At 70.7% G+C, this 22,780-nt stretch carries 23 protein-coding genes and 1 pseudogene; 4 read left to right on the forward strand and 20 right to left on the reverse strand.

Annotated features, from left to right (window positions below; genetic code table 11):
• Positions 1–23: 23 nt before the first annotated feature.
• The 11 genes from KUM38_RS17370 to KUM38_RS17420 form a co-directional block, all read right to left on the reverse strand.
• The gene (locus tag KUM38_RS17370; RefSeq protein WP_217130286.1) at positions 24–914 is read right to left on the reverse strand and encodes a diacylglycerol kinase; all 891 of its coding nucleotides are present in this window, start codon (positions 912–914) and stop codon (positions 24–26) included.
• Between the two features lie 31 nt (positions 915–945).
• On the reverse strand, positions 946–1,815 hold the full coding sequence (tatC, locus tag KUM38_RS17375; protein WP_217130287.1) for a twin-arginine translocase subunit TatC: 870 nt from the start codon (positions 1,813–1,815) through the stop codon (positions 946–948).
• A gap of 92 nt (positions 1,816–1,907) precedes the next feature.
• Positions 1,908–2,189 carry a Sec-independent protein translocase subunit TatA gene (gene tatA, locus KUM38_RS17380; protein WP_217130288.1) on the reverse strand — a complete coding sequence of 94 codons (282 nt, stop codon included), beginning with the start codon at positions 2,187–2,189 and terminating at the stop codon, positions 1,908–1,910.
• A gap of 513 nt (positions 2,190–2,702) precedes the next feature.
• The gene (locus KUM38_RS17385; protein ID WP_217130289.1) at positions 2,703–2,897 is read right to left on the reverse strand and encodes a hypothetical protein; all 195 of its coding nucleotides are present in this window, start codon (positions 2,895–2,897) and stop codon (positions 2,703–2,705) included.
• A gap of 10 nt (positions 2,898–2,907) precedes the next feature.
• Positions 2,908–3,201, reverse strand: a complete 294-nt coding sequence (locus KUM38_RS17390) for a hypothetical protein (protein WP_030835703.1) — start codon at positions 3,199–3,201, stop codon at positions 2,908–2,910.
• Between the two features lie 41 nt (positions 3,202–3,242).
• The gene (locus KUM38_RS17395) at positions 3,243–4,238 is read right to left on the reverse strand and encodes a YafY family protein (RefSeq protein ID WP_217130290.1); all 996 of its coding nucleotides are present in this window, start codon (positions 4,236–4,238) and stop codon (positions 3,243–3,245) included.
• Between the two features lie 17 nt (positions 4,239–4,255).
• Complete coding sequence (locus KUM38_RS17400) at positions 4,256–5,209, reverse strand: YafY family protein (RefSeq protein WP_217130291.1); 954 nt, start codon at positions 5,207–5,209, stop codon at positions 4,256–4,258.
• Between the two features lie 123 nt (positions 5,210–5,332).
• Positions 5,333–5,704, reverse strand: coding sequence for an FKBP-type peptidyl-prolyl cis-trans isomerase (locus KUM38_RS17405; protein ID WP_030835713.1), 372 nt, complete (start codon positions 5,702–5,704; stop codon positions 5,333–5,335).
• 61 nt (positions 5,705–5,765) lie between these two features.
• The gene (locus KUM38_RS17410; protein WP_217130292.1) at positions 5,766–6,767 is read right to left on the reverse strand and encodes an FKBP-type peptidyl-prolyl cis-trans isomerase; all 1,002 of its coding nucleotides are present in this window, start codon (positions 6,765–6,767) and stop codon (positions 5,766–5,768) included.
• Between the two features lie 137 nt (positions 6,768–6,904).
• Complete coding sequence (pafA, locus tag KUM38_RS17415) at positions 6,905–8,266, reverse strand: Pup--protein ligase (protein WP_142196373.1); 1,362 nt, start codon at positions 8,264–8,266, stop codon at positions 6,905–6,907.
• Between the two features lie 9 nt (positions 8,267–8,275).
• Entirely contained in the window at positions 8,276–9,535 is a 1,260-nt protein-coding gene (locus KUM38_RS17420; RefSeq protein WP_217130293.1) for an MFS transporter, read from the reverse strand.
• 94 nt (positions 9,536–9,629) lie between these two features.
• Between KUM38_RS17420 and KUM38_RS17425 the strand changes: the two genes are divergently transcribed.
• On the forward strand, positions 9,630–10,646 hold the full coding sequence (locus KUM38_RS17425; RefSeq protein ID WP_217130294.1) for a LacI family DNA-binding transcriptional regulator: 1,017 nt from the start codon (positions 9,630–9,632) through the stop codon (positions 10,644–10,646).
• A gap of 389 nt (positions 10,647–11,035) precedes the next feature.
• On the opposite strand, the gene prcA is transcribed toward KUM38_RS17425, so the two are convergent.
• From prcA to arc, 6 genes and pseudogenes are all read right to left on the reverse strand, one after another.
• On the reverse strand, positions 11,036–11,794 hold the full coding sequence (gene prcA, locus KUM38_RS17430) for a proteasome subunit alpha (RefSeq protein ID WP_217130295.1): 759 nt from the start codon (positions 11,792–11,794) through the stop codon (positions 11,036–11,038).
• A 69-nt stretch (positions 11,795–11,863) separates the two neighbouring features.
• Positions 11,864–12,709, reverse strand: a complete 846-nt coding sequence (gene prcB, locus KUM38_RS17435; protein ID WP_217130296.1) for a proteasome subunit beta — start codon at positions 12,707–12,709, stop codon at positions 11,864–11,866.
• Positions 12,661–12,870: pseudogene (locus KUM38_RS17440) on the reverse strand (endonuclease domain-containing protein); the annotation flags it as partial. The pseudogene KUM38_RS17440 and the gene prcB, both read right to left, overlap by 49 nt.
• A gap of 102 nt (positions 12,871–12,972) precedes the next feature.
• Positions 12,973–13,191 carry a ubiquitin-like protein Pup gene (locus KUM38_RS17445; RefSeq protein WP_217130297.1) on the reverse strand — a complete coding sequence of 73 codons (219 nt, stop codon included), beginning with the start codon at positions 13,189–13,191 and terminating at the stop codon, positions 12,973–12,975.
• 178 nt (positions 13,192–13,369) lie between these two features.
• A complete protein-coding gene (gene dop / locus KUM38_RS17450) occupies positions 13,370–14,881 on the reverse strand; it encodes a depupylase/deamidase Dop (RefSeq protein ID WP_366812404.1) in 1,512 nt (503 codons plus the stop codon).
• A gap of 231 nt (positions 14,882–15,112) precedes the next feature.
• Positions 15,113–16,879, reverse strand: coding sequence for a proteasome ATPase (gene arc / locus KUM38_RS17455; RefSeq protein ID WP_217130298.1), 1,767 nt, complete (start codon positions 16,877–16,879; stop codon positions 15,113–15,115).
• A 245-nt stretch (positions 16,880–17,124) separates the two neighbouring features.
• Between arc and KUM38_RS17460 the strand changes: the two genes are divergently transcribed.
• The gene (locus KUM38_RS17460) at positions 17,125–17,430 is read left to right on the forward strand and encodes a ferredoxin (RefSeq protein ID WP_217130299.1); all 306 of its coding nucleotides are present in this window, start codon (positions 17,125–17,127) and stop codon (positions 17,428–17,430) included.
• A 91-nt stretch (positions 17,431–17,521) separates the two neighbouring features.
• On the opposite strand, the gene KUM38_RS17465 is transcribed toward KUM38_RS17460, so the two are convergent.
• From KUM38_RS17465 to KUM38_RS17475, 3 genes are all read right to left on the reverse strand, one after another.
• Positions 17,522–18,100 carry a hypothetical protein gene (locus KUM38_RS17465; protein ID WP_217130300.1) on the reverse strand — a complete coding sequence of 193 codons (579 nt, stop codon included), beginning with the start codon at positions 18,098–18,100 and terminating at the stop codon, positions 17,522–17,524.
• 236 nt (positions 18,101–18,336) lie between these two features.
• A complete protein-coding gene (locus KUM38_RS17470) occupies positions 18,337–19,239 on the reverse strand; it encodes a tRNA (adenine-N1)-methyltransferase (RefSeq protein ID WP_073933638.1) in 903 nt (300 codons plus the stop codon).
• 59 nt (positions 19,240–19,298) lie between these two features.
• Complete coding sequence (locus KUM38_RS17475) at positions 19,299–20,804, reverse strand: site-2 protease family protein (protein ID WP_217130301.1); 1,506 nt, start codon at positions 20,802–20,804, stop codon at positions 19,299–19,301.
• Between the two features lie 324 nt (positions 20,805–21,128).
• On the opposite strand from KUM38_RS17475, the gene KUM38_RS17480 reads away from it, so the two are divergent.
• Positions 21,129–22,055, forward strand: coding sequence for a RecB family exonuclease (locus KUM38_RS17480; RefSeq protein ID WP_217130302.1), 927 nt, complete (start codon positions 21,129–21,131; stop codon positions 22,053–22,055).
• A 14-nt stretch (positions 22,056–22,069) separates the two neighbouring features.
• A complete protein-coding gene (locus tag KUM38_RS17485) occupies positions 22,070–22,741 on the forward strand; it encodes a response regulator transcription factor (protein ID WP_073933635.1) in 672 nt (223 codons plus the stop codon).
• Positions 22,742–22,780 lie beyond the last annotated feature (39 nt).

The raw sequence follows: 22,780 nt of genomic DNA on the forward strand, positions 1-22,780 counted from the left end.
GTGAGCGGCGGAAGCCGCCCGGATCAGGGGCCCACGACCCGCAGGGCGCCCGGCACGCACCGCGCGGTCAGCGGCAGCGGCCCCACCGGCTCCCCGTCCGCGTAGCCGGTGACCTGCTCGGCGGCCAGCTCCACGCTCGCCGCCCGCAGCACGGTGATCGCGGGGTGGCCGACGTGCGTCCCCCGGTACACCCTCGGGAACACCCGCAGCAGGGTGGCCCGGCTGCACTCGCCGACCACCGTGATGTCGAACAGCCCGTCGGTGAGATCCGCTCCGGGGCATATCCGCATGCCACCGCCGTACGACGGCCCGTTCCCGACGGCCACCAGCGTCGCCTCGACCTCGCGGACCTCGCCGCCGTCGAGGGTGATCCGGTACGGCAGCGGCCGGAAGGCGGCCAGCTCGGCGACGATCGCCAGGTCGTACGTGAAGCGTCCGAGGGGCAGCCGCATCCGGTTGCCGCGGTCGTTGACCCGGGAGTCGAAGCCGGAGGCGAGCACGGCGCCGAACCAGCGGTCGCCGACCCGGCCGAGGTCGATGTCGCGGACCCGGCCGCACTTGAGGGCGTCGGCGATCATCCGGCCGGCCGCGGCCGGTTCCCGCAGGGGCATGCCGAGCGCGCGGGCGAAGTCGTTGCCGGTTCCCGCGGCGACCAGGCCGAAGGGGGTGCCGGTGCCGACGACGGCCTGCAGGGCGAGGTTCGCCATGCCGTCGCCGCCGACGGCGATCAGGGCTCCGGTGCCCTCCTCGACGGCGGCGCGTGCCCGGGCCAGGGCGTCCCGCGGGTCGTCGCCGAGCACGGTCCGCACCTGGAAACCGGCGTCCCGCAACGCGGAAGCGGCCGGCCGCGCCGCGCGGGCGCCCCGGCCGCGGCCCGCGGTGGGGTTGACGAAGAGGGTGATCTCGCTGGTCACGGGAGTGACCCTACGAGTTGCGGCCCGGTCTTCAGGTCACGTCGTCATAACCGTTGACCCGGTCCTTGGTCGCCTGCTCGGGCAGGGCGGCCACGGGTTCCACCGGATCGATGGACTCGGGGGTGAGATCCAGCTCGGACGCCTCGTCGTCGGCGGGGCCCGCGGACTCCTTGCGGGCGCGCCGTCTGTCGTTGAGCAGCGAGATCGCCACAGCGACGAAGTAGAGGACGACGATCGGTCCGGAGAGCGCGATCATCCCCACCGGGTCGGTGGTGGGCGTCGCGACCGCGCCGAAGACGAAGACGCCCATGACGACACCGCGCCACCAGCCGATCATGCGGCGTCCGGAGACGATGCCGACCATGTTCAGCATGATGAGCAGCAGGGGAAGCTCGAAGGCCAGGCCGAAGACCAGCACCATCCTGATGGTGAAGTCGAGGACCTCGTCGAGCGAGAGGATGTTGGCCGATCCCCCGGGCGTGAGGCTGAGCAGCACCTTGATGCTGACGGGGAGGATGACGTACGACAGGTAGGCACCGCCGACGAACAACGGAACCGCGGCCGAGACGAAGACGTAGGTGTACTTCTTCTCGTGCTTGTGCAGCCCGGGGGCGACGAAGGCCCAGAGCTGGTAGAGCCACACAGGACTGGAGACGATCAGGCCGGCCATGAGGCTCACCTTGATCGTCGTGGTGAACGGCGACGTCAAAGTGTTGAAGGACACGATGGCGCAGTTGCCGCCGTCGCTGTTCGCCAGGTCCTCGCATTTCGGCACCGGCTCCGCGAGGAACTGCATGAGCTGCTCGCTGTAGAACGCGGCCGCGATCATCACCACGACGATCGCGACGACGGCCTTGGCGAGCCGATTGCGCAGCTCACGCAGGTGTTCCACAAGAGGCATCCGCCCCTCGGGATCCCTCTCCTGATTGCGGGCAGACTTGAGCAACCCACGTTCCCATCTCGTGCGGCGGGCCGGAGATCACCGGCCCTGCGTCAGCGCTTGGTCGTGTCCGTCGGCTCCGTGACCGGGCGGGAGCTGGTCACGTCGCCGGGGGCCGCCTGGATGGTGCGCTGCGCGGGGGGCTGCTCGCCGGTGGCCGGCGGATCGGCGGGGGCGGAGGACTTGTTCTCGTCCTTCATCGCCTTCGCCTCGCTCTTGAGGATGCGCGCGGACTTGCCGAGCGACCGCGCCATGTCCGGAAGCTTCTTCGCGCCGAACAGCAGGATGATGACGACGAGGATCAGAATGATCTCGGTAGGTCCGAGCCGTCCCATAAGTCTTTACCTTCTCACCGAGGCGGGTGGGTGGGTGGCTGTCCGACCGGTCGGACATGCGTCCGAACGACGGTGCTGGCAGCGATCGTAACGCCCAGGGGTAAACGTCCGGCAATCCCTGTGCGTACTCCCGTCCGCGGTCCGGGCCTCGTTCTCCGGGCCGCGATCAGCAGCGTACCTGCCGTGACCCACAGCGTGACAGGGCGAAGCCCCCACGGGCAGCACCACGCCCCCTCGTGCGGCACGGCCCGGATCCCGCGCGCCCGGCAGCGCACCGCTTTGCCGTTCGCGGGCGCCACGTGCCGCCGCCGCGGGCGATCAGTGCCTCAGGACGGCACGAGTGGGCGCTGGGGTACCCCTCCGGGGGAGGCGCTCCGCAAGCACCGGAGTGCGCGAACCGCCCCCGGCCCGCAGCGACGCCGTGCACCTCGGAAGCGCCGGGGCCTGCAAGCCCCGCGCACAGGACGCACCCGGCCATGCGCCGGCCGTCGAAGGGTGCGGTGCCCGGACCGTTCAGAGCGCCCCGGCGGACCGCGCCGTACTCGCCGACGCCCGCTCCAGATCCTCCGCCGCCCGACTGATCCGGCGCGCCGAGTCCGTGACCTGCCTCCCCAACCGCTCCGCCTCGACGAAGACCCGGACGGCGAGCACCCCGAGCACCAGCAGACCCAGGAACCCCACGGTAACCGCGAACATCGGCCAGAACATGAGGGCGAGCCTAGACGGTCGAGTGCAGCCGCAGCGTCCGGACCCCGCCGCCGGTCAGCAGCTCCACGATCCGCTCCCCCGCCGGCTTGCGGACGGCCGCCCCGCACTCGGGGCAGGTGAAGGAGTAGAAGGTGGTGCGGCTGCTGGCGCCGATGGCCAGACGCAGCGCGCTCGCGGCGAGCTCGAAGCGCTCCCGGCAGTCCGGGCAGCCCGCCCGGAACATCACCGGGGCCACGCTTCTCATCCCCGCGAACGCGGACGCCGCCGTCATGGTCCGCGCACCGGACGTCGCCGACTCGCTCACAGCACTCGCTCCTGCCTGTCGTCCTGTCCGTGCGGCCCCGCTCATCCGGCCGCCTCGACCCCGTCGTACGCCGCGAGCGCCTCGCGGGCCGCCTGCCGGGCGCTGTCGGCCAGCGCGCGCGGCTCGACGATGCGGCCGTCGCGGCCGAGCCGCAGGGCCAGCCGTCTGAGCGAGGCCGGGTCGGGCGTGCGCAGGGTGATACGCAGCCCGCCGTCGGGAAGCTCGTCCGCGCTGTCGTGCGGGTAGTACTCGGCGACCCAGCGGCCGCCCGGTCCGACCTCGACCACGACCTCGGGGTCCTCGGCCGCGGGCTGCACCAGCGCTTCCGACAGGTCCCGCAGCTCGACCTCGGGCGGCGCGGACGGCTCGTCGAGGATCCTGATCTCGGCGACCCGGTCGAGCCGGAAGGTGCGGCGCGCCTCGGAGCGCCGGCACCACGCCTCGACGTACGTGTGCCCGACGCTGACCAGGCGGATGGGGTCGATCTCCCGCTCGGTGACCTCGTCGCGCGCGGGCGAGTAGTAGCGGATCCACAGTCTGCGGCGCTCGGCGATGGCCCGGTCGACGTCCGCGAAGACGCCGCCCTCGGACTCGAAGGTCACCGAGAGCCGGGAGCTGGCGCCGGCCGCCTCGCCGGCCGCGGTCTCCACCTTCGCGGTGGCCCGCAGCAGCGCCTGCCGGTCGCCCTCGCGCAGCCCCGGCAGGGTGGCCACCGCACGGGCGGCGACCAGCAGCGCGGTGGCCTCGTCGGCGGCGAGCCGCAGCGGCTCGGCCGCCTCCGCGCCGAGGGCGGCCGGATTGTGCCACCAGATGCGCTCGCCGTCGGTGTCGATGTCCAGCAGATCGCCGCCGCGGAAGCTGGTGCCGCACATGGGCAGTACGTCGAGGTCGGAGACCAGCTCGTCCTCGGTGACGCCGAAGGCGCGCGCCACGTCCTCGATCCGGGCGCCGGGGCGCTCCCGCAGATACGTCACCAGGGAGAGCATCCGCCGGGTCTGGTCGATGGCGTTCACGGGCCTGACCGGTTTGCCTGCCACGTCCTTCTCCGCTCCCCTCAGCCCTTGGCCACGGCGCGCAGCCGGTCCATCACGTCGGCCCGCAGCTCGGCGGGCTCCAGGACCACCACGTCCGGCCCGAACTCCACCAGCCAGGCGTCCAGGCCGTGCCCGTACGGAATCTCCAACTCGTCCCAGCCGTCGCCGAGTTCCCGCACCGCGGTGGCCTTCGCCCGAAGGGGGTAACCGGCGTCGGAGCGCAGCCGGATCCGCGCCGAGCGGTCGGCGGTCTCCCCCGCCCAGCTCGCCACGGTCTCCCGCACGGTGACGACGTCCGGCACCGGGACGGTGAACCGGCCGCTGCGCGAGCGCACCTTCCCGGTGATCCGGGAGAGCCGGAAGACCCGCTCGGCGCCCCGGTCGCGGTCCCAGCCGGCCAGGTACCAGTGGCCGCGCCAGCACTCCAGCGCCCACGGTTCGACGTGCCGCTGTCCGGGCTGGGCGGCGTTGGCCTTGCGGTAGTCGAAGACGACCGGCCGACGGTCGCGGCAGGCCAGCATCAGCGGCTCGAACGCGGCCTCGTGCACCGGGATGCGCGGCTCCAGCGCACCGTGGGCGCCGTACGGGTCGACGTCCTCGGGGAGGCCGGCCGCGCGCAGCTTCTGCAGGGCGCCGCTGGCCGCACCGGCGAGCCGGGCCTGCTGCCACACCTTGGCGGCGAGCCCGAGGGCGGCGGCCTCCTCGGCGTCGAGGGTGATGGGCGGCAGCCGGTTGCTGTCGCGGCGGGCCAGATAGCCGACCTCGCCGTCGAGGTTCTCCACGGTCTCGATGACCAGTCCGAGTTCGCGCAGGTCGTCCTTGTCGCGCTCGAACATGCGGTTGAAGGAGTCGTCCGAGCCCGCTTCGAGATAGGCCTCGATGGATTCGCGCAGTTCGCGCTTGCTGAGCGGCCGGCGCGTCCCGAGCAGACACAGCGCCAGGTTCATCAGCCGCTCGGCCTTGGCAATGGCCATCGACCCGCTTCGCCTCCCTATGGTGCTTACGACCGATGACCGTACCGCCCCGAGGTGGCGCGGTAAAAGCCGAGGGCCCATGCCCGGACAGGCATGGGCCACGGATGATCGACTCCGGTCGGATCAGACGCCGAGCAGGTCGACCACGAAGATCAGGGTCTCACCGGGCTTGATCGCCGGGGTGGGGCTCTGGTTGCCGTAGGCGAGGTGGGCGGGGATGGTCAGCTGTCGGCGGCCGCCGACCTTCATGCCCTGCACGCCCTGGTCCCAGCCCTTGATGACCCGGCCGCCGCCCAGCGGGAAGCGGAACGGGGTGCCGCGGTTCCAGCTGGCGTCGAACTCCTCGCCCGTGCTGAAAGCGACACCGACGTAGTGCACGGTGACGGTCTGGCCCGCCTGCGCCACCTCGCCGTCGCCCTCCCAGATGTCCTTGATCTCGAGGTCCGCCGGGGGCTCGCCGCCCGGGAAGTCGATCTCGGGCTTGTCGATGCTCACGTCTAACGCTCCTGCTTGTCTGCGGAAAGGCGAACACGCACAGTCTTACATCCTCACGGCGTCACAGCTTCGCGAGGATGTCGACCGAGAAGACCAGCGTGGAGTCCTTCTTGATTCCGCTGCCCTCCGGCGGGGTGTCGCCGTAGCCCAGCTCCGGCGGGATGACGACGAGGACCCGGCTGCCGACCTTCTTGCCGGTCAGCCCCTGCGCCCAGCCCTTGACGACCTGCTGCAGCGGGAACGAGGTCAGCTGCCCCTTCTTGTACGTCGAGTCGAACTCCTTGCCACCGTCCCACAGCACCCCCTTGTACTGCACCAGGATGCTGTCCTCGGCGCCGACCTCCTCGCCGTCGCCCTCGATGACATAGCTCGCCACCAGCTTCTTCGGGGCGTCCGCGTCGGGCACATCGATGGTGGGCGCCTTGCCGTCGGTGTTGGTGCCGACCTTGGGCAGGTCCTTGTCGTCCTGGGCCACCTCGGTGCCCTTGGCGCTGCTGGTGGCCTTGTACGTGTCCTTCACGTCCACGACGAACACCAGCGTGTCGGTGCCCTCGATGCCCGCCTGCGCGTTGCCCTGCTCGCCGTACCCCCAGGTCGGCGGGACTGCCATCTGGACGCGGCTGCCGGCCTTCTTCCCGATCAGGCCGTACCGCCAGCCGTCGATGATGGCGCCCTGGGTGAGCGGGAGCGCCAGGCGGGTGCCGCGGTCGTAGGAGTTGTCGAACACCTTCCCGCTGTCCCAGATCTGGCCGAGGTAGTGGGCCACCACGAAGTCGTTCTCCGCGATCGTCTTCCCGCCGCCCGCGATGACCGTCTTGACCGCGATCTGGTCCGAGGGGTCCCCGCTGCCCTTGGCGACCGTCGGCTTCTCTTCGAACTTCGTACCCGCCGTGATCGCCGGCAGCGGTCCGTCGACGATCTTCGGCGGCGGTGCCGCGGACGTCTGGGGCGCCGAGGGCGAGGCGCTGTCGCTGGCCTTGCCCGAGTCGGACTTGTCGTCCCCGCACGCGGCGAGGGTGGCCAGTCCAGCGGGAACGGCAATGAGAAGTGAGCGTCGGCGCACGGTGGGGGCCTCGTAATCATCGATCTTGTGGATGGCGTCCGCGCAACTCTACGGCGTGAGAAGGGCGCCGCACGGTGTAACGTACGGCGCCCGTGTGACGTTCCGGGAATTTCCGGTCCCCTGGCGGAACGTGTCTCTCACATTCCTGCGATCAGCTTCTCCACCCGTTCGTCCACCGAACGGAACGGGTCCTTGCACAACACCGTGCGCTGGGCCTGGTCGTTGAGCTTGAGGTGCACCCAGTCGACGGTGAAGTCGCGGCGCTGCTCCTGGGCGCGCCGGATGAAGTCGCCCCGCAGCCGGGCCCGAGTGGTCTGCGGCGGTACGGACTTGCCCTCGAAGATCTTCAAATCGTTGCAGATCCGGGCGGCTTGTCCCTTCTTCTCCAGCAGGTAGTACAGACCCCGCCGACGGTGGATGTCGTGGTAGGCGAGGTCTATCTGCGCGACCCGGGGGTGCGACATGGTCATGTTGTGCTTGGCCCGGTACCGCTCGAGGAGCTTGTACTTCATGACCCAGTCGATCTCGGTGCCGATGCGGTCGAGGTCCTCGGACTCGATCGCGTCCAGCGTACGGCCCCACAGCTCCAGCACCTGCTCGACGGTGCCGGTGCGGATGCCGCGGCGCTCGCAGAAGTCCAGCGCCTTCTCGTAGTACTCGCGCTGCACCTCCAGCGCGGAGGCCTCCCGGCCGCTGGCCAGGCGCACCTTGCGCCGCCCGGTGATGTCGTGACTGACCTCGCGGATCGCCCGGATCGGGTTCTCCAGCGTGAGGTCGCGCATCACGGTGCCCGCCTCGATCATGCGCAGCACCAGGTCGGTGGCGCCGACCTTGAGCAGCATGGTCGTCTCGGACATGTTCGAGTCGCCCACGATGACGTGCAGCCGGCGGTAGCGCTCGGCGTCCGCGTGCGGCTCGTCGCGCGTGTTGATGATGGGCCTCGAGCGGGTCGTCGCCGAGGAGACGCCCTCCCAGATGTGCTCGGCCCGCTGACTGACGCAGTACACGGCGCCGCGCGGCGTCTGCAGCACCTTGCCCGCACCGCAGAGCAGCTGCCGCGTGACCAGGAACGGAATCAGGATGTCCGCGAGCCGCGAGAACTCCCCGTGCCGGGCCACCAGATAATTCTCGTGACAGCCGTAGGAGTTGCCGGCGGAGTCGGTGTTGTTCTTGAAGAGGTAGACGTCGCCCGCGATTCCCTCCTCGTGCAGGCGTCGTTCGGCGTCCACCAGGAGTCCCTCGAGAATGCGCTCGCCGGCCTTGTCGTGGGTGACCAGTTCGGTCACGTTGTCACATTCCGGCGTTGCGTATTCCGGATGTGATCCCACGTCGAGATAGAGGCGGGCGCCGTTCCGCAGAAAGACATTGCTGCTTCGGCCCCATGACACGACACGGCGGAAGAGGTACCGCGCCACCTCGTCAGGCGACAGGCGGCGCTGTCCCCTGAACGTGCACGTGACACCGTACTCGTTCTCCAGCCCGAAAATGCGGCGGTCCATGAGGGAACATTACGCCCGATCCCCCGAGCTGAAACGAGGTTCGACAGCACGATTCGGATCATTTTCCGAACGGGCCGCAACCACCGCTCTCCCGGCGGGAACTGCCAGTACCCGTCCCGTGGCGACCAAAACCAGCAGGGACACGCCGCCCGCGACGCCCGGCACGGCGAACCCCCACAGCGCCCCGCCCGCCTCGACGACCGGACCGGTGAGTCCCGTTCCGACCGACGCGCCGACGGTGAAGGTGGTCACCAGCCAGGAGAACGCCTCCGTGACCGTGCCGCGCGGCGCGTGCCGGTCGACCAGCACGAAGGCGCAGGCGATGGCCGGAGCGAGGAAGATCCCGGCGACCACGGTGAGCAACGTCATGGCCACCACGCCCGGCATCAGCATCAGCGGCAGGTAACACACCGCCAGAAGGGCCACCAGCACCCGCAGTCGCCGCGCGGGCTCACCGGCCCACTGGCGCGCCCCGTACGCCACACCGCCGATCAGGGCACCCAGCCCGATCCCCGCCATCAGCCAGCCGTACACGTGGTCACCGCCGTGCTCGTCCGCGTACGTCACCGCCGCCACGGTGATCGACCCCAGCGCCATCCCCACGGCCAGGAAGGCACCCAGCAGCGCGAGCAGCCCCGGCGAGCGCAGCGCGCCCAGCCAGTGCGCCTCGCGCGGCGCCGACCGCCAGGCACGCGAGGGCGGCGAGACGACCACGGAGAGGGCGCCCAGCACCCCGATGACGTTCAGCACGAGCAGCGCGGCCTGCGCCGACCACACCGAGGCGCACACCGTCACCAGCAGCGGCCCGACGGTGAACATGACCTCCTGGGCCACGGCGTCCATGGCGTACGCCCGGTGGACATGGTCCTCCTCGGGCAGCACGGAAGCCCACAGCGCCCGCAGCCCGCCCTCCAGGGGCGGGGTGAAGAGTCCCGCGGCGGCGACGGCGCCGTAGGCCACCGCCGACGGCCCGATTCCCACGAAGGCGAACACGGCCATCGCCAGCGCCGACAGCACGGCGGCCGGCAGTTGCACGCGCGGCTGCCCACGCAGATCCACCAGCCGCCCCAGCACCGGCTGTCCCACGGCGTTGGCGACGCCGTACACCGCCGCCAGGGCACCGGCCAGGCTGTACGTACCGCCCTCCGCGCGCACGAACAGCACGATCGCGATGGCGGCGGTCGCGTTGGGCAGCCGCCCCACGAGCGTGCCCACGAGCAGCCGGGTGGCGTGCCGCGCCCGGAGGATCTCCAGGTATCCCGTGGCCATGCGGGCCCCTTCACTGGAAGTTTTACGTATAACTAGGTGCTCCATACGTACCATGTCCGCTGTTCACCAGTCCAGACGAAGGAGCGGCCCGACGATGCCCCGAGCCGGCACCCGCCCCACGAGCCGGGACGTCGCCCAGGCCGCCGGCGTCTCGCAGGCCGCGGTCTCCCTGGTCCTCGGCGACAAGTGGCGCGGCCGGGTGTCCGAGGCCACGGCGGAGCGCGTACGCGAGGCCGCGCGCACCCTGGGCTACCGCCCCAACCTGGCCGCCCGCAACCTCCGGCTGGGCCGCACCCGTACGGTCCTCCTGGTCGTCCCCGCCCTCACCACGGAGTTCTTCGCCGGCGTCTACACCGGGGCCGCCCGGGTGGCCTCCCGGCACGGCTTCGGCGTGGTCCTGTACCCCTCCCCCGAGGGCATCGGCCCCGCCCGCGACCCCTTCGCGTCCGCACAGGCGGCCCTGGACGGCGTCATCGCCTCCTCCATGGCCGCGGAGGCCCTCACCGCGATCCGCGGCGAGGCGCTGCCGCTGGTGATGCTGGACAGCGACCCCGAGGGCAGTGTGGGCGCGGCCACGGTCAACCTCGACATCGCCGACGGCGTCCGCCAGGTCACCGACCACCTCCTGGCACTGGGCCACCGCCGCTTCCTCCACCTGGCGGCGGATGTGGCGTCCTGGACCTTCGAGGTGCGTGCGCGGGAGCTGGCGGCGCGCCTGCGGGAGGTTCCGTGGACGTCGTTGCGCACGGCGCGGGCGCCGATCTCGATCAAGGGTGCGGAGGCCGCGGCGGAGGCCGCGCTCTCCAGGACCGCACCGGACCGCCCCACCGCCGTGGTCTGCGACGACGACCACCTGGCAGCCGGCACGTACAAGGCCGCGCGGCGTCTGGGACTGCGTGTTCCCGAGGACTTGTCCATCACCGGTCTGGACGATCTGGCCCTCGCGAGCGCGATCGATCCGGAGCTGACCACGGTGCGGTTGGACGCGGAGCTTTTCGGTGAGCGGGGGATGGAGGCGTTGCTGGCGGTCCTGGAGGGCCGCGCCCCCGCCGCGGGCGACATCCCGGTCGAGCTGGTGGTCCGGGGGTCCACGGCCCCGGCACCCCGCTGACGGCTGCGGCGGCGCCCTGCGTCGGTGCTGAGCGGGGGTGGGTTCGCAGCCCGGCGGCTTACGGAGCGCCCGGCGTTGGTGTCGACCGGGGGTGAGTTCGCGCAGCCCGGCGCTTACGGGGTGCCGTCGCGCCCACCCGTGCCGCCCCAGCGGCACGACTGCCCGCGGTGAGCGGGGGCGGCGGCAGGTAGCCGCGTACGGCGTGGAGGGGACGGGGCGGGGGTGGCCGCCCGCAGCGGCCGACGCGTCCGCGCCCCCAAGAAACCCGATCGCGCCAGTCCGAGGACGGACACCCCCGACGCGGCCCCGGCCCACCCACCGGCCACGGGCGCTACGCGCACCCCCACCGGAGCGAACGCCGCGCCGCAGGCGTCAGACGCGCACCCCCACTACTCGACGTCTCCGCCGGAGTCCGTCTCGGCCTCCGCCTCGGAGGCCGTCTCCGCACCGCCCGCCTCCAGCAGACGGGACAACTGACGCCCCCCGATCCGCTTGAACTTCCGCTTCTGCGGCCGCGTACGGTCCAGCACCGCCACCTCCAGCCGCTCCGCGGGAATCTCCCGCTCACTGCCGTTGGTGTCCCGCGACAACGCCTGCACCGCCAGCCGCAGCGCCTCCGCCAGCGTCATCCCGTCCCGGTGCCGCTGATCCAGGTACCCGCTGATCTGCTCCGCGTTACCCCCCACCGCCACCGAGCCGTGCTCGTCCACGATGGACCCGTCGTGCGGCAACCGGTAGATCTGGTCGTACTCCGGGGTCTCCCCGACCTCGGCCACCACCAGCTCCACCTCGTACGGCTTCTCCCCCACACTCGAGAAGATCGTCCCCAGCGTCTGCGCGTACACGTTCGCCAGACCCCGGGCCGTCACATCGTCCCGGTCGTAGGTGTAACCCCGCAGATCGGCGTACCGCACGCCCCCGATCCGCAGATTCTCGTACTCGTTGTACTTACCGGCCGCGGCGAACCCGATCCGGTCATAGATCTCGCTGAACTTGTGCAGCGCACGGGACGGGTTCTCACCGACGAACACGATCCCGTCGGCATACTGCAGCACCACAAGGCTGCGACCACGGGCGATGCCCTTCCGGGCGTACTCCGCCCGGTCCGCCATCGCCTGCTGGGGTGAGACATAGAACGGCGTCGACACCGGTTATCCGTCCCTTTCTGTCGAAGTCACTGGACCACCTGAAACAACCGAACAACCCGCCCGCGCGGCCTACAGCAGCGAGGCCCGCGGACCGTCCGGCTGCTCCAGCCGCCGCTCCAGCACCGACCGGGCGATGTCGGACGCCTCGTCCTCGGTGAGCCGGCGGAAACCGTCCTCGGTGATCACGGTGACGATCGGGTAGATCCGGCGGGCGACATCGGGACCACCGGTCGCCGAGTCGTCGTCTGCCGCGTCGTACAGCGCCTGCACCACCAGCGTGGTGGCCTCGGCCTCACTCAGGTCGTCCCGGAACAGCTTCTTCATCGCACCGCGCGCGAAGATCGACCCGGAACCGGTCGCGGCGTACCCCTTCTCCTCCGAACGCCCGCCCGTGACGTCGTAGGAGAAGATCCGCCCCTTCTCCCGGTCCACGTCGTACCCGGCGAACAGCGGAACCACGGCCAGCCCCTGCATCGCCATGCCCAAATTCGAACGGATCATCGTCGACAGCCGGTTCGCCTTGCCCTCCAGCGACAGCTGCGCGCCCTCGACCTTCTCGAAGTGCTCCAGCTCCAACTGGAACAGCTTCACCATCTCCACGGCGAGACCCGCCGTACCGGCGATTCCCACCGCCGAGTACTCATCGGCCGGGAACACCTTCTCGATGTCCCGCTGCGCGATGACGTTCCCCATGGTGGCTCGCCGGTCACCGGCGAGCACGACGCCGCCGGGGAAAGTCACCGCCACGATCGTCGTCCCGTGCGGCGCCTCGATCACACCCTTCACCGGCGGCAACGACCTCTTGCCCGGCAGCAGTTCCGGCTGGTGCTCGGAGAGGAAGTCCATGAAGGAGGACGACCCGGGCGTCAGGAAGGCGGCCGGCAGACGCCCGGTGCTACGAGTGTTCGCTTCCACGAAGTTCCTTCCAGGTAGGCGGCTGCCCGACGAACAGCGTCGGGATCATCTCCCAACTTGCCGATGGCCGAATTGCAGTTGAAGCACAGTACGCCACGGACCCTACCCGTCCTGCGGCAATGATCCACATATACGGCGGAGGCTTTCGGGCAGCCCCCGCAGCGCGGACGCTGCCCGCGGCCGGTCCATCCCGCACCACGGACAGCGTCTCACGCCACCTTCGACTCTCACCCTGGACACCCCCGCAACCTTCGATGCGAAGGTTACTGGCCGCCCTTTTGCACGAAGCTTCGAACGAAGTCCTCGGCGTTGGCCTCGAGCACGTCGTCGATCTCGTCCAGGACGTCGTCCACGTCCTCGCTCAGCTTTTCCTGACGCTCCTTGAGGTCCTCCGAAGCCTGCGCTTCCGCCGCCTGCTCCTCGACCTCCTCCGTGGACCGGGTGGCCTTCTGCTGTCCGCCGCCGGTGTCCTTGGTCGCCATCACCCTCACCCCGCTCGGTTCGCCCGACACACTTGCTCGGTCAAGATCAGACCCTACTCGCCGGGTCCGACAATGCCCCCGCAGTTGCTCCAACGTACGGGGACCCTCTCGATGATTCCCGGACCCGGCGTTTTCCACCCTGTCCGGCCGGCCCTTCCCGGGGTACCCCGGTACCCGCTCAGTTCCCGGACAACACCCTGACCAGGTCTTCTGCCGTGCGACAGCGGTCCAGGAGCTCCTTGACGTGATTACGCGTTCCGCGAAGCGGTTCCAGGGTTGGGACCCGCTGGAGCGAGTCCCGGCCCGGCAGATCGAAGATCACCGAGTCCCAGGAGGCCGCCGCGACGTCGTCCGCGTACTGCTCCAGACAGCGCCCGCGGAAGTACGCGCGGGTGTCCTCCGGAGGCTTCGTACGGGCCCGCTCGACCTCTCCCTCGCCCAGTAGCCGCTTCATCCGTCCCCGGGCCACCAGGCGGTTGTAGAGGCCCTTCTCGGGGCGTACGTCGGCGTACTGCAGGTCCACCAGGTGCAGCCGGGCGGCGTCCCAGTCCAGGCCGTCCCTGCGCCGGTAGCCCTCCATGAGCTCCCGCTTGGCGACCCAGTCCAGCTCGCCGGCCAGGCTCATCGGGTCGTTCTCCAACCGCGTGAGCGTGTCCTCCCAGCGAACCAGCACGTCCTTGGTCTGTTCGTCGGCATCGGCCCCGAAGCGCTCCTCCACGTACTTGCGAGCCAGCTCGTAGTACTCCATCTGGAGCTGCACCGCGGTCAGGGTCCGCCCGCTACGAAGCGTGACCAGCCGCTTCAGGGACGGGTCGTGCGAGACCTGGTGCAGCGTCCGCACCGGCTGGTCCACGGCCAGGTCCACCGCGATGAACCCGTCCTCGATCATCGACAGGACCAGTGCCGTCGTGCCCAGCTTCAGGTACGTCGAGATCTCGGACAGGTTCGCGTCGCCGATGATCACGTGCAGCCGCCGGTACTTCTCGGCGTCGGCGTGCGGTTCGTCCCGGGTGTTGATGATCGGGCGCTTCAGCGTCGTCTCCAGGCCCACCTCGACCTCGAAGTAGTCCGCGCGCTGGCTGAGCTGGAAGCCGTGCTCGTGGCCGTCCTGGCCGATGCCGACGCGGCCGGCGCCGGTGAAGACCTGGCGGGTGACGAAGAACGGCGTCAGGTGGCGCACGATGTCCGAGAAGGGGGTCTCCCGCTTCATCAGGTAGTTCTCGTGCGTGCCGTAGGAGGCGCCCTTGTTGTCGGTGTTGTTCTTGTACAGGTGGATGGGCTGGGCGCCGGGGAGCTGGCCGGCGCGCTCCGCCGCCTCGGCCATGATCCGCTCGCCGGCCTTGTCCCAGAGGACGGCGTCGCGGGGGTTGGTGACCTCGGGGGCGCTGTATTCCGGGTGGGCGTGGTCCACGTAGAGCCGTGCGCCGTTGGTGAGGATGACGTTGGCCAGGCCGATGTCCTCGTCGGTGAGCTGGCTGGCGTCGGCGGCCTCGCGGGCGAGGTCGAAGCCTCGCGCGTCCCGCAACGGGTTCTCCTCCTCGAAGTCCCAGCGGGCCCGGCGGGCCCGGTGCATCGCCGCCGCGTAGGCGTTCACGATCTGGGACGAGGTGAGCATGGCATTGGCGTTGGGGTGGCCGGGGACGGAGATGCCGTACTCCGTCTCGATGCCCATTACTCGCCGTACGGTCATGCGGCCCTCCTTGCCCGGCGGCGTCCCCGGTCGGGGGCGCTGCTGTACCGCCGGCGCTCCGGTGCGTGTGCGGTGCCCGTCCCCGCACTGCGCGACTCGGCGATACGGAAGAGCCTAGAACGCCTTTGCGCTGGTGGGGAGATCATTTGCGTCATTGCTGTGCTCCAGCCGTGGCCCGAAAAGCAGTCGGCTGCGGGTACCCGTCGAGGGCACCCGCAGCCGCCCTGGCTTTTACAGGTACTGACCGGTATTCGCCACCGTGTCGATGGAGCGTCCGGTGTCCGCACCCTGCTTTCCGGTGATGAGCGTACGGATGTACACGATCCGCTCGCCCTTCTTTCCGGAGATTCGGGCCCAGTCGTCGGGGTTGGTGGTGTTGGGCAGGTCCTCGTTCTCCTTGAACTCGTCCACGCAGGCCTGGAGCAGGTGGGAGACGCGGAGGCCCTTCTGGTTCTTTTCCAGGAAGTCCTTGATCGCCATCTTCTTGGCGCGGCCCACGATGTTCTCGATCATGGCGCCGGAATTGAAGTCCTTGAAGTAGAGGACTTCCTTGTCGCCGTTGGCGTAGGTGACTTCCAGGAAGCGGTTTTCCTCGGATTCGGCGTACATCTGTTCCACGGCGGTCTGGATCATGCTCTGGACCGTCATGGCCTTGTCGCCGCCGTGCTCGGTGAGGTCGTCGCCGTGCAGCGGGAGGCGTTCGGTGAGGTACTTGCCGAAGATGTCCTGGGCCGCCTCGGCGTCCGGACGCTCGATCTTGATCTTCACGTCCAGCCGGCCGGGCCGCAGGATGGCGGGGTCGATCATGTCCTCGCGGTTGGAGGCGCCGATCACGACCACGTTCTGCAGGCCTTCCACGCCGTCGATCTCGGCGAGCAGCTGCGGGACGATGGTGTTCTCCACGTCCGAGCTGACGCCGGAGCCGCGGGTGCGGAAGAGGGATTCCATCTCGTCGAAGAAGACGATGACGGGGGTGCCCTCGCTGGCCTTCTCCCGGGCCCGCTGGAAGACCAGGCGGATCTGCCGCTCGGTCTCGCCGACGTACTTGTTCAGCAGCTCGGGGCCCTTGATGTTGAGGAAGAAGCTCTTGCCGGCGGCCTGGCCGGTGACCTCGGCGACCTTCTTGGCCAGCGAGTTGGCGACGGCCTTGGCGATGAGCGTCTTGCCGCATCCGGGGGGCCCGTAGAGCAGCACGCCCTTGGGCGGCCGCAGTTCGTGCTCCTTGAACAGGTCCGGGTAGAGGTACGGCAGCTCGACCGCGTCGCGGATGGCCTCGATCTGGCCGCCGAGGCCGCCGATCTGCTCGTAGCCGATGTCGGGGACTTCCTCGAGGACGAGTTCCTCGACCTCGCTCTTGGGGACGACCTCGTAGACGTATCCGGAGCGGGGCTCCATGAGCAGGGCGTCGCCGGGGCGGATGGTGACGTCCAGCAGCGGCTCGGCGAGCCGTACCACCCGCTCCTCGTCGGTGTGCCCGAGCACCAGGGCCCGCTCGCCGTCCTCGAGGATCTCCTTGAGGGTGACGATGTCGCCGACGCGCTCGAACTCCATGGCCTCGACCACGTTGAGCGCTTCGTTGAGCATCACTTCCTGGCCGCGCCGGAGCTCGTCGAGCTCCACGCTGGGGCTGACGTTCACCCGCAGTTTGCGGCCGCCGGTGAAGATGTCGGCCGTGCCGTCCTCGTTCGCCGTGAGGAAGACCCCGAAGCCGGCCGGGGGCTGTGCGAGCCGGTCGACTTCCTCCTTGAGGGCCACGATCTGGTCGCGGGCCTCACGGAGCGTGCCGGCGAGTCGTTCGTTCTGGGCGGACACGCCGGCCAGGTTGGTCTGCAGCTCGACGATCCGCTCTTCGAGAATCCTCGTGTGTCGCGGAGAGTCGGCGAGCTTGCGTCGCAGGACGGCGATCTCCTGCTCAAGGTAGGCAATCTGCCCGGCCGGGTCGTCGGACCCGCGTCCTGGGCGGATGCCGCGGTTCATGTCGTCGTCGTGGGCTGCCACGGTCCTCACCTCCTCCAAGGGGAGCTGGACGCTTCCAGACCCTACCTGGGTGGGTGTCGATTGAAACCCCTAGATCACAAAGACGGTCGGGGTGTGTCCGATCTTCACCCTTGCGCTCTCCCTCACGCCAGGGGAATACCCACCGAAGACGATCGGAACCCAGGCGAAGGTAGGGTCGAAGTGTTCAACACCCGTCGGAGCTGGCCGGATTCCCGTGCGGCTCGGCGCAGGAAACGGCAGGAGAGATGAGCGTGCAGCAGGAGGCCGGAGTCGACGGCGAGGCCCTGGAGGTCTGGATCGACCAGGACCTGTGTACCGGCGACGGCATCTGCGCCCAGTACGCGCCCGAGGTGTTCGAGCTGGACATCGACGGTCTGGCCTACGTGAAGAGTCCGCAGGACGAGTTGTTGCAGGACAAGGGGGCGGCAACGCCCGTGCCGCTGCCGCTCCTCACGGACGTGGTCGACTCGGCGAAGGAGTGTCCGGGCGAGTGCATCCACGTCCGTCGGGTTTCGGACAGCGTCGAGGTGTACGGGCCGGACGCCGAGTGATCGATTTGACACGACGCGTCACGACTGTCTGATTTCTCACACTCCGGGGCGTGCGTCCCGGGGCGCGCCCCGCGGCACGCCCGCGCACGGGTCACACACTCCTGGCGCCGGACGGGGCGGACCGCACGAACGTGCCGTTCTCCCACCGCCACTTCACGTTCTCGCGCACGTCGGGGCAGCAACTGGGCACGTCGGCGGAGGAGTAGCCGAAGAGTCCGGCGGTGACCTCGCCGTCACGCACGGCGAAGTCGCCGACGTTGGTGCGGTCCTCGGGGTCGACGAGGGTGGCGACCACGCGCGGTTCGGTGCTGCCCGCGGCCCGGGTGAGGACGTACACGCCGTCGGGCGGGGTACCCATCGGGGTTTCGCAGTGGACCACGGCCACGGTCTCCGGGCGGCCGTCGCCGTCAAGGTCGCCGGACGCCTTCTTCTTCACCACGAGCCCCACCCGGCCGCAGTCGAGGGGGAGCTCGGCGGCCGCGGGATCGGGCGGGGCGGTGTGCGCCGGGGCGCTCTTCGTCTGCGGTCCGGGCGTCGGGACCGCGGTGGCGGCGTCGGGACCCACGACCGAGGAGAGGGCCACGACACCGGCGACGGCCGTGGCGGTGGCGACCCAGTGGATGGGCCGGGTGTGCGTGTGGGCGAGCTCCGGGACGGCGGAAGGCTGCACTAGGAGTGTCTCCTGTGAGGGCTGTGCCGGTGGGGGTGGCCAGCATCGTGCCACACGTCACAGTGGGGAGGGAACGGCGGGGTGTGCGGTTCCGGTGCGGGGGAACGGGGAAGGGTTCCGCTCTCCGTGCCGTCGGTCGGGTCGTCGGGTCAACGTGAAGGCGCCGTGGTGCAGTTCCCGGCCGTTGCCGGGAACTGCACCACGGCGCCCGTCCGTTGTGGGGGTGGCGGTCCGCGTCAGCGGGCGGCGCCTCCGTCGGCGTTGGGGCCGGCGTAGTCCTCGCCGTAGGCGCCCTTGGCGGGGCGGCGGCGGCGCATGGGCGGCTCGACACCGTCGGCGAGGCGGCGGGCGGTGAGGAGGAAGCCGGTGTGGCCGATCATCCGGTGGTCCGGGCGGACGGCCAGGCCCTCGATGTGCCAGTTGCGGATCATCGTCTCCCAGGAGGTCGGCTCGTTGAAGCAGCCGATCTCGCGGATGGACTCGACGGTCCGGGCGAGCTGGGTGGTGGTGGCCACGTAGCAGCACAGGATGCCGCCGGGGACGAGCGCCTTGGAGACGGCCTCCAGGCACTCCCAGGGGGCGAGCATGTCGAGGATGACGCGGTCGACGTCGGTGTCGGACAGGTTGTCCTGGAGGTCGCCGACGGTGAGCTGCCAGGCGGGGTGCGGGCCGCCGAAGTAGCGCTCGACGTTCTGCCGGGCGATGTCGGCGAAGTCCTCGCGGCGCTCGTAGGAGTGCAGCATGCCCTGGTCGCCGATGGCGCGCAGCAGGAAGCTGCTGAGCGAGCCGGAGCCGACGCCGGCCTCGACGACGCGCGCGCCGGGGAAGATGTCGGCGAAGGCGAGGATCTGCCCCGCGTCCTTGGGGTAGACGACGGCTGCCCCGCGGGGCATGGACAGGACGTAGTCGGGGAGCAGGGGGCGCAGCGCGAGGTAGGCGACGTTCCCGGTGGTGCGGACAACGCTGCCCTCGGGAGCGCCGATCAGTTCGTCGTGGGGGAAGGAACCCTTGTGGGTGTGGAAGTTCTTCCCGGCCTCGAGCGTGAACGTGTAGTGGCGGCCCTTGGGGTCGGTCAGCTGAACCTGGTCCCCGACCTTGAAGGGCCCGCGCCTGCGGGCGGCACCGGTCGGTTCGGACATGTGAACAGCCTACCCGTCCCGGGAGGGGGCGCCGACCACGGCCGGTGCGGGCGGGAGGTTCAGCTGGGCCGCGCCATCGCCTTCACGAAGGCGCGCTCGACGTCGGCCGCGGACAGGACGCCGTAGATCTCGCCAGTGTCCTCGACCACCAGGTACTCGGTGGCCGGGGTGGCGCGCAGGGCGTCCAGGAGGTCCTCTCCGGCGAGCTCGGCGGAGACGTGCATGCCGTCGGTGAGGTCCTGGGCGAGTCCGCCGACGGGTACCCAGGGGCGGCGGTGTTCGGGTACGCCGACGATGGCGGCCTCGCGGACCAGGGAGAGGGGGGCGCCGTCGGGGTCGACGACGACCAGGGCGCGGGCGCCGGCGGCGTTGGCCCGGCGCAGGGCCTCGGAGAGGGGGGTGTCGGTCTCGACGGGCACCGCGCGGCGGGTGAGGGTGCGGGCGCGCAGCTCGGGGAGGTGTTCGCGCAGCCGGGCCATGCGCAGGCTGTTGCCGGCGCCGGTCCAGATGATCGCGGCGAGGATGGCGGCGAGCAGGGCGTCCAGGACGGTGTCCATGCCCACGTTGTCCACGGCGTCGGAGCCGAGGGCGCCGGACTGGGTGAGCAGCGGGAGGCCGATCAGGACGGCGACGGCGAGGGCTCGGCCGACCCAGGCGGCGGCGATGGTGCCGGTCATGGGTTTGCCGCTGATCGCCCAGACGACGGCGCGGAGCATGCGGCCGCCGTCCAGGGGGAGGCCGGGCAGGAGGTTGAAGACGGCCACGATGAGGTTGGAGATCATCAGGCCGGCCAGCAGGACGCCGGGGACGCTGCTGGGGTCGACGGCCAGCAGCGCGAGGTAGAAGAGGCCGGAGAGGACGAGGGAGAGCAGGGGGCCGACGAAGGCCAGCACGAACTCGCGTCCGGGGGTCTCGGCCTCCTTCTCGATCTCGGAGACGCCGCCGAAGAACTGGAGCTGGATGCGGCGCACCGGGAGTTTGAAGCGGAGCGCGGCGAGGGTGTGGGCGAGCTCGTGGACCAGTACGGAGGCGTAGAAGGCGACCGCGAAGAACAGGGAGACGAGGTAGCTGGCGGCGCCGAGCTCGGGCAGCACGCGGTCGATCTGTCCGCCGAACACCCAGGTGATGAGGATGGCGACGAGGAACCAGCTGGGCGCCACGTACACGGGCACGCCGAACGGGCGCCCCATCAGCAGCCCGCCCCGCTGCTTCTCCTGCGGCCGCTGCGGGGGCGTCTGCCCCGCACCGGAGTGCGCGAGCGGGCGTCCCTCGCCGGTGCCGTCGGCCCGCGGGGTGCTCCGCTCGTCACCGGGCCCGCCCGCGGAGGCGGGAGGCTCGCCGGGTCCGGAGTCCGGAGTCCGGGGAGCCGGCCGGGGGGAGGCTGGGGGGTGCCCCGGACCGGTGGCCGGGGGCCGCGGGTGTGCGGGGGCGCCGTCGGACCGGCCGGCGGCGGGCTCGTCCGCGGGGTGGCCGGGCTCAGGGGTGGCCGAGGGCTGAGGGCCCGTGTGGTCGGGCGACTCGTCGTTGCCGGGTCGCGGCTGTCCGCGCCCGCCGCTTACGTCCACCGGTGTCCCCTCGTTCGCTGCGTCTCCCGCGCCTGCCGGACGGGAGGGTCTCGTGTCGATGGTATGCGGCCTGCGCCGCGCGTTCCGCCCCGGCACCCTGTCTCTTCCCCTCCTTCCCCCTTCCCCTTCCTTCCCCACCGTCACGCGCGGCGCCTGCGGCCGACGGGCGGTCCGGGGCCGCGTCGGAGGCGTCCGTCCTCGGACCGGCGCGCGATCGGCCCGCTGGAGGGGCGCGGGAGCACCGGCCACCGCGGACGGCCGCCCCGCCCCTTCCGCTCCGTCGGCGCGCACGCTCTGTCAGTGGCGGGCCGTAAGGTCTGTGGCATGGAGACGAGCACCGAGGGCGAGGAGCGGACCGGCGGCAGCCCGGTCACCATGGGCGTACGAGCGGACACGGCCGCCATACCGCCCGCCTCGTTGTCCCCTTCCCGTGCGAGTGACTTCATGCAGTGCCCGCTGCTGTACCGGTTCCGGGTCATCGACCGGCTGCCGGAGAAGCCGAGCGAGGCGGCGACCAGGGGCACGCTGGTGCACGCGGTGCTGGAGCGCCTCTTCGACGACCCGGCCGCCGACCGCACCGCGCCCCGGGCGAAGTCGCTGGTCCCGGGTCAGTGGGACCGGCTGCGCGAGACCCGGCCGGAGGTCATGGAGCTGTTCGCCGACGATCCGGAGGGCGAGCGGCTGGCGCGCTGGCTGGCGGAGGCGGAGAGGCTGGTCGAGCGGTGGTTCTCGCTGGAGGATCCGAGCCGGCTGGAGCCCGCCGAGCGGGAGCTGTTCGTCGAGGCGGAGCTGGACTCCGGGCTGAGACTGCGCGGCATCATCGACCGGGTGGACGTCGCGCCCACCGGCGAGGTGCGGATCGTCGACTACAAGACGGGCAAGGCGCCCCGACCGGAGTACGCCGAGGGCGCGCTCTTCCAGATGAAGTTCTACGCCCTGGTGGTGTGGCGGCTGAAGAAGGTGATCCCGCGCCGGCTCCAGCTGGTGTACCTCGGCAGTGGTGACGTGCTGACCTACGACCCCGTGCTCGCGGACCTGGAGCGGGTGGAGCGCAAGCTGCTCGCGCTGTGGGACGCGATCCGGCTGGCGACCGAGACGGGTGTCTGGCGTCCGCGTCCCACGAAGCTGTGCGGCTGGTGCGACCACCAGGCGCACTGCCCGGAGTTCGGCGGCACTCCCCCGCCGTACCCCCTCCCGGTGAGGGCGCCCGAGTCCGGCGGGGCCCAACAGGGCAGAATGGGGCCGGACTAGCGAAGGAGACTCAGGTGGCCATCCGCGTCCTACTGGTCGACGACCAGCCGCTGCTGCGTACCGGGTTCCGGATGATTCTGGAGGCCGAGCAGGACCTCGCGGTCGTCGGCGAGGCCGGAGACGGCCTCCAGGCCCTGGACCAGGTGCGGGCGCTGCAGCCCGATGTGGTGCTGATGGACATCCGCATGCCGCGGATGGACGGGGTGGAGGCGACCCGGCAGATCACCGGACCCGAGCGGGACGGGCCGGCGAAGGTACTGGTGCTGACGACGTTCGATCTCGACGAATACGTGGTGGAGGCACTGAAGGCGGGGGCCAGCGGCTTCCTGCTGAAGGACGCCCCGGCCAACGAGCTGGTGCAGGCAATCCGTGTGGTGGCCGCCGGGGAGGCGATGCTCGCGCCGAGCATCACGCGCCGGCTGCTGGACAAGTACGCCACGCATCTGCCGTCCGGTGACGAGCCGGTGCCGGACACGCTGCACACACTGACCGAGCGTGAGGTCGAGGTGCTGAAGCTGGTGGCGCGCGGGCTGTCCAACGCGGAGATCGCCGCCGACCTGTTCGTCAGCGAGACCACCGTCAAGACGCACGTGGGTCATGTCCTGACCAAGCTGGGGCTGCGCGACCGGGTGCAGGCGGCGGTGTACGCCTATGAGAGCGGGCTGGTGCGCCCCGGCGCGCAGTAGCGCGACGGTCGTGGTACGACGAGGGCGCCCTCCCCGTCG

Source organism: Streptomyces sp. AC558_RSS880, from assembly GCF_019049255.1.
Taxonomy (GTDB): domain Bacteria; phylum Actinomycetota; class Actinomycetes; order Streptomycetales; family Streptomycetaceae; genus Streptomyces.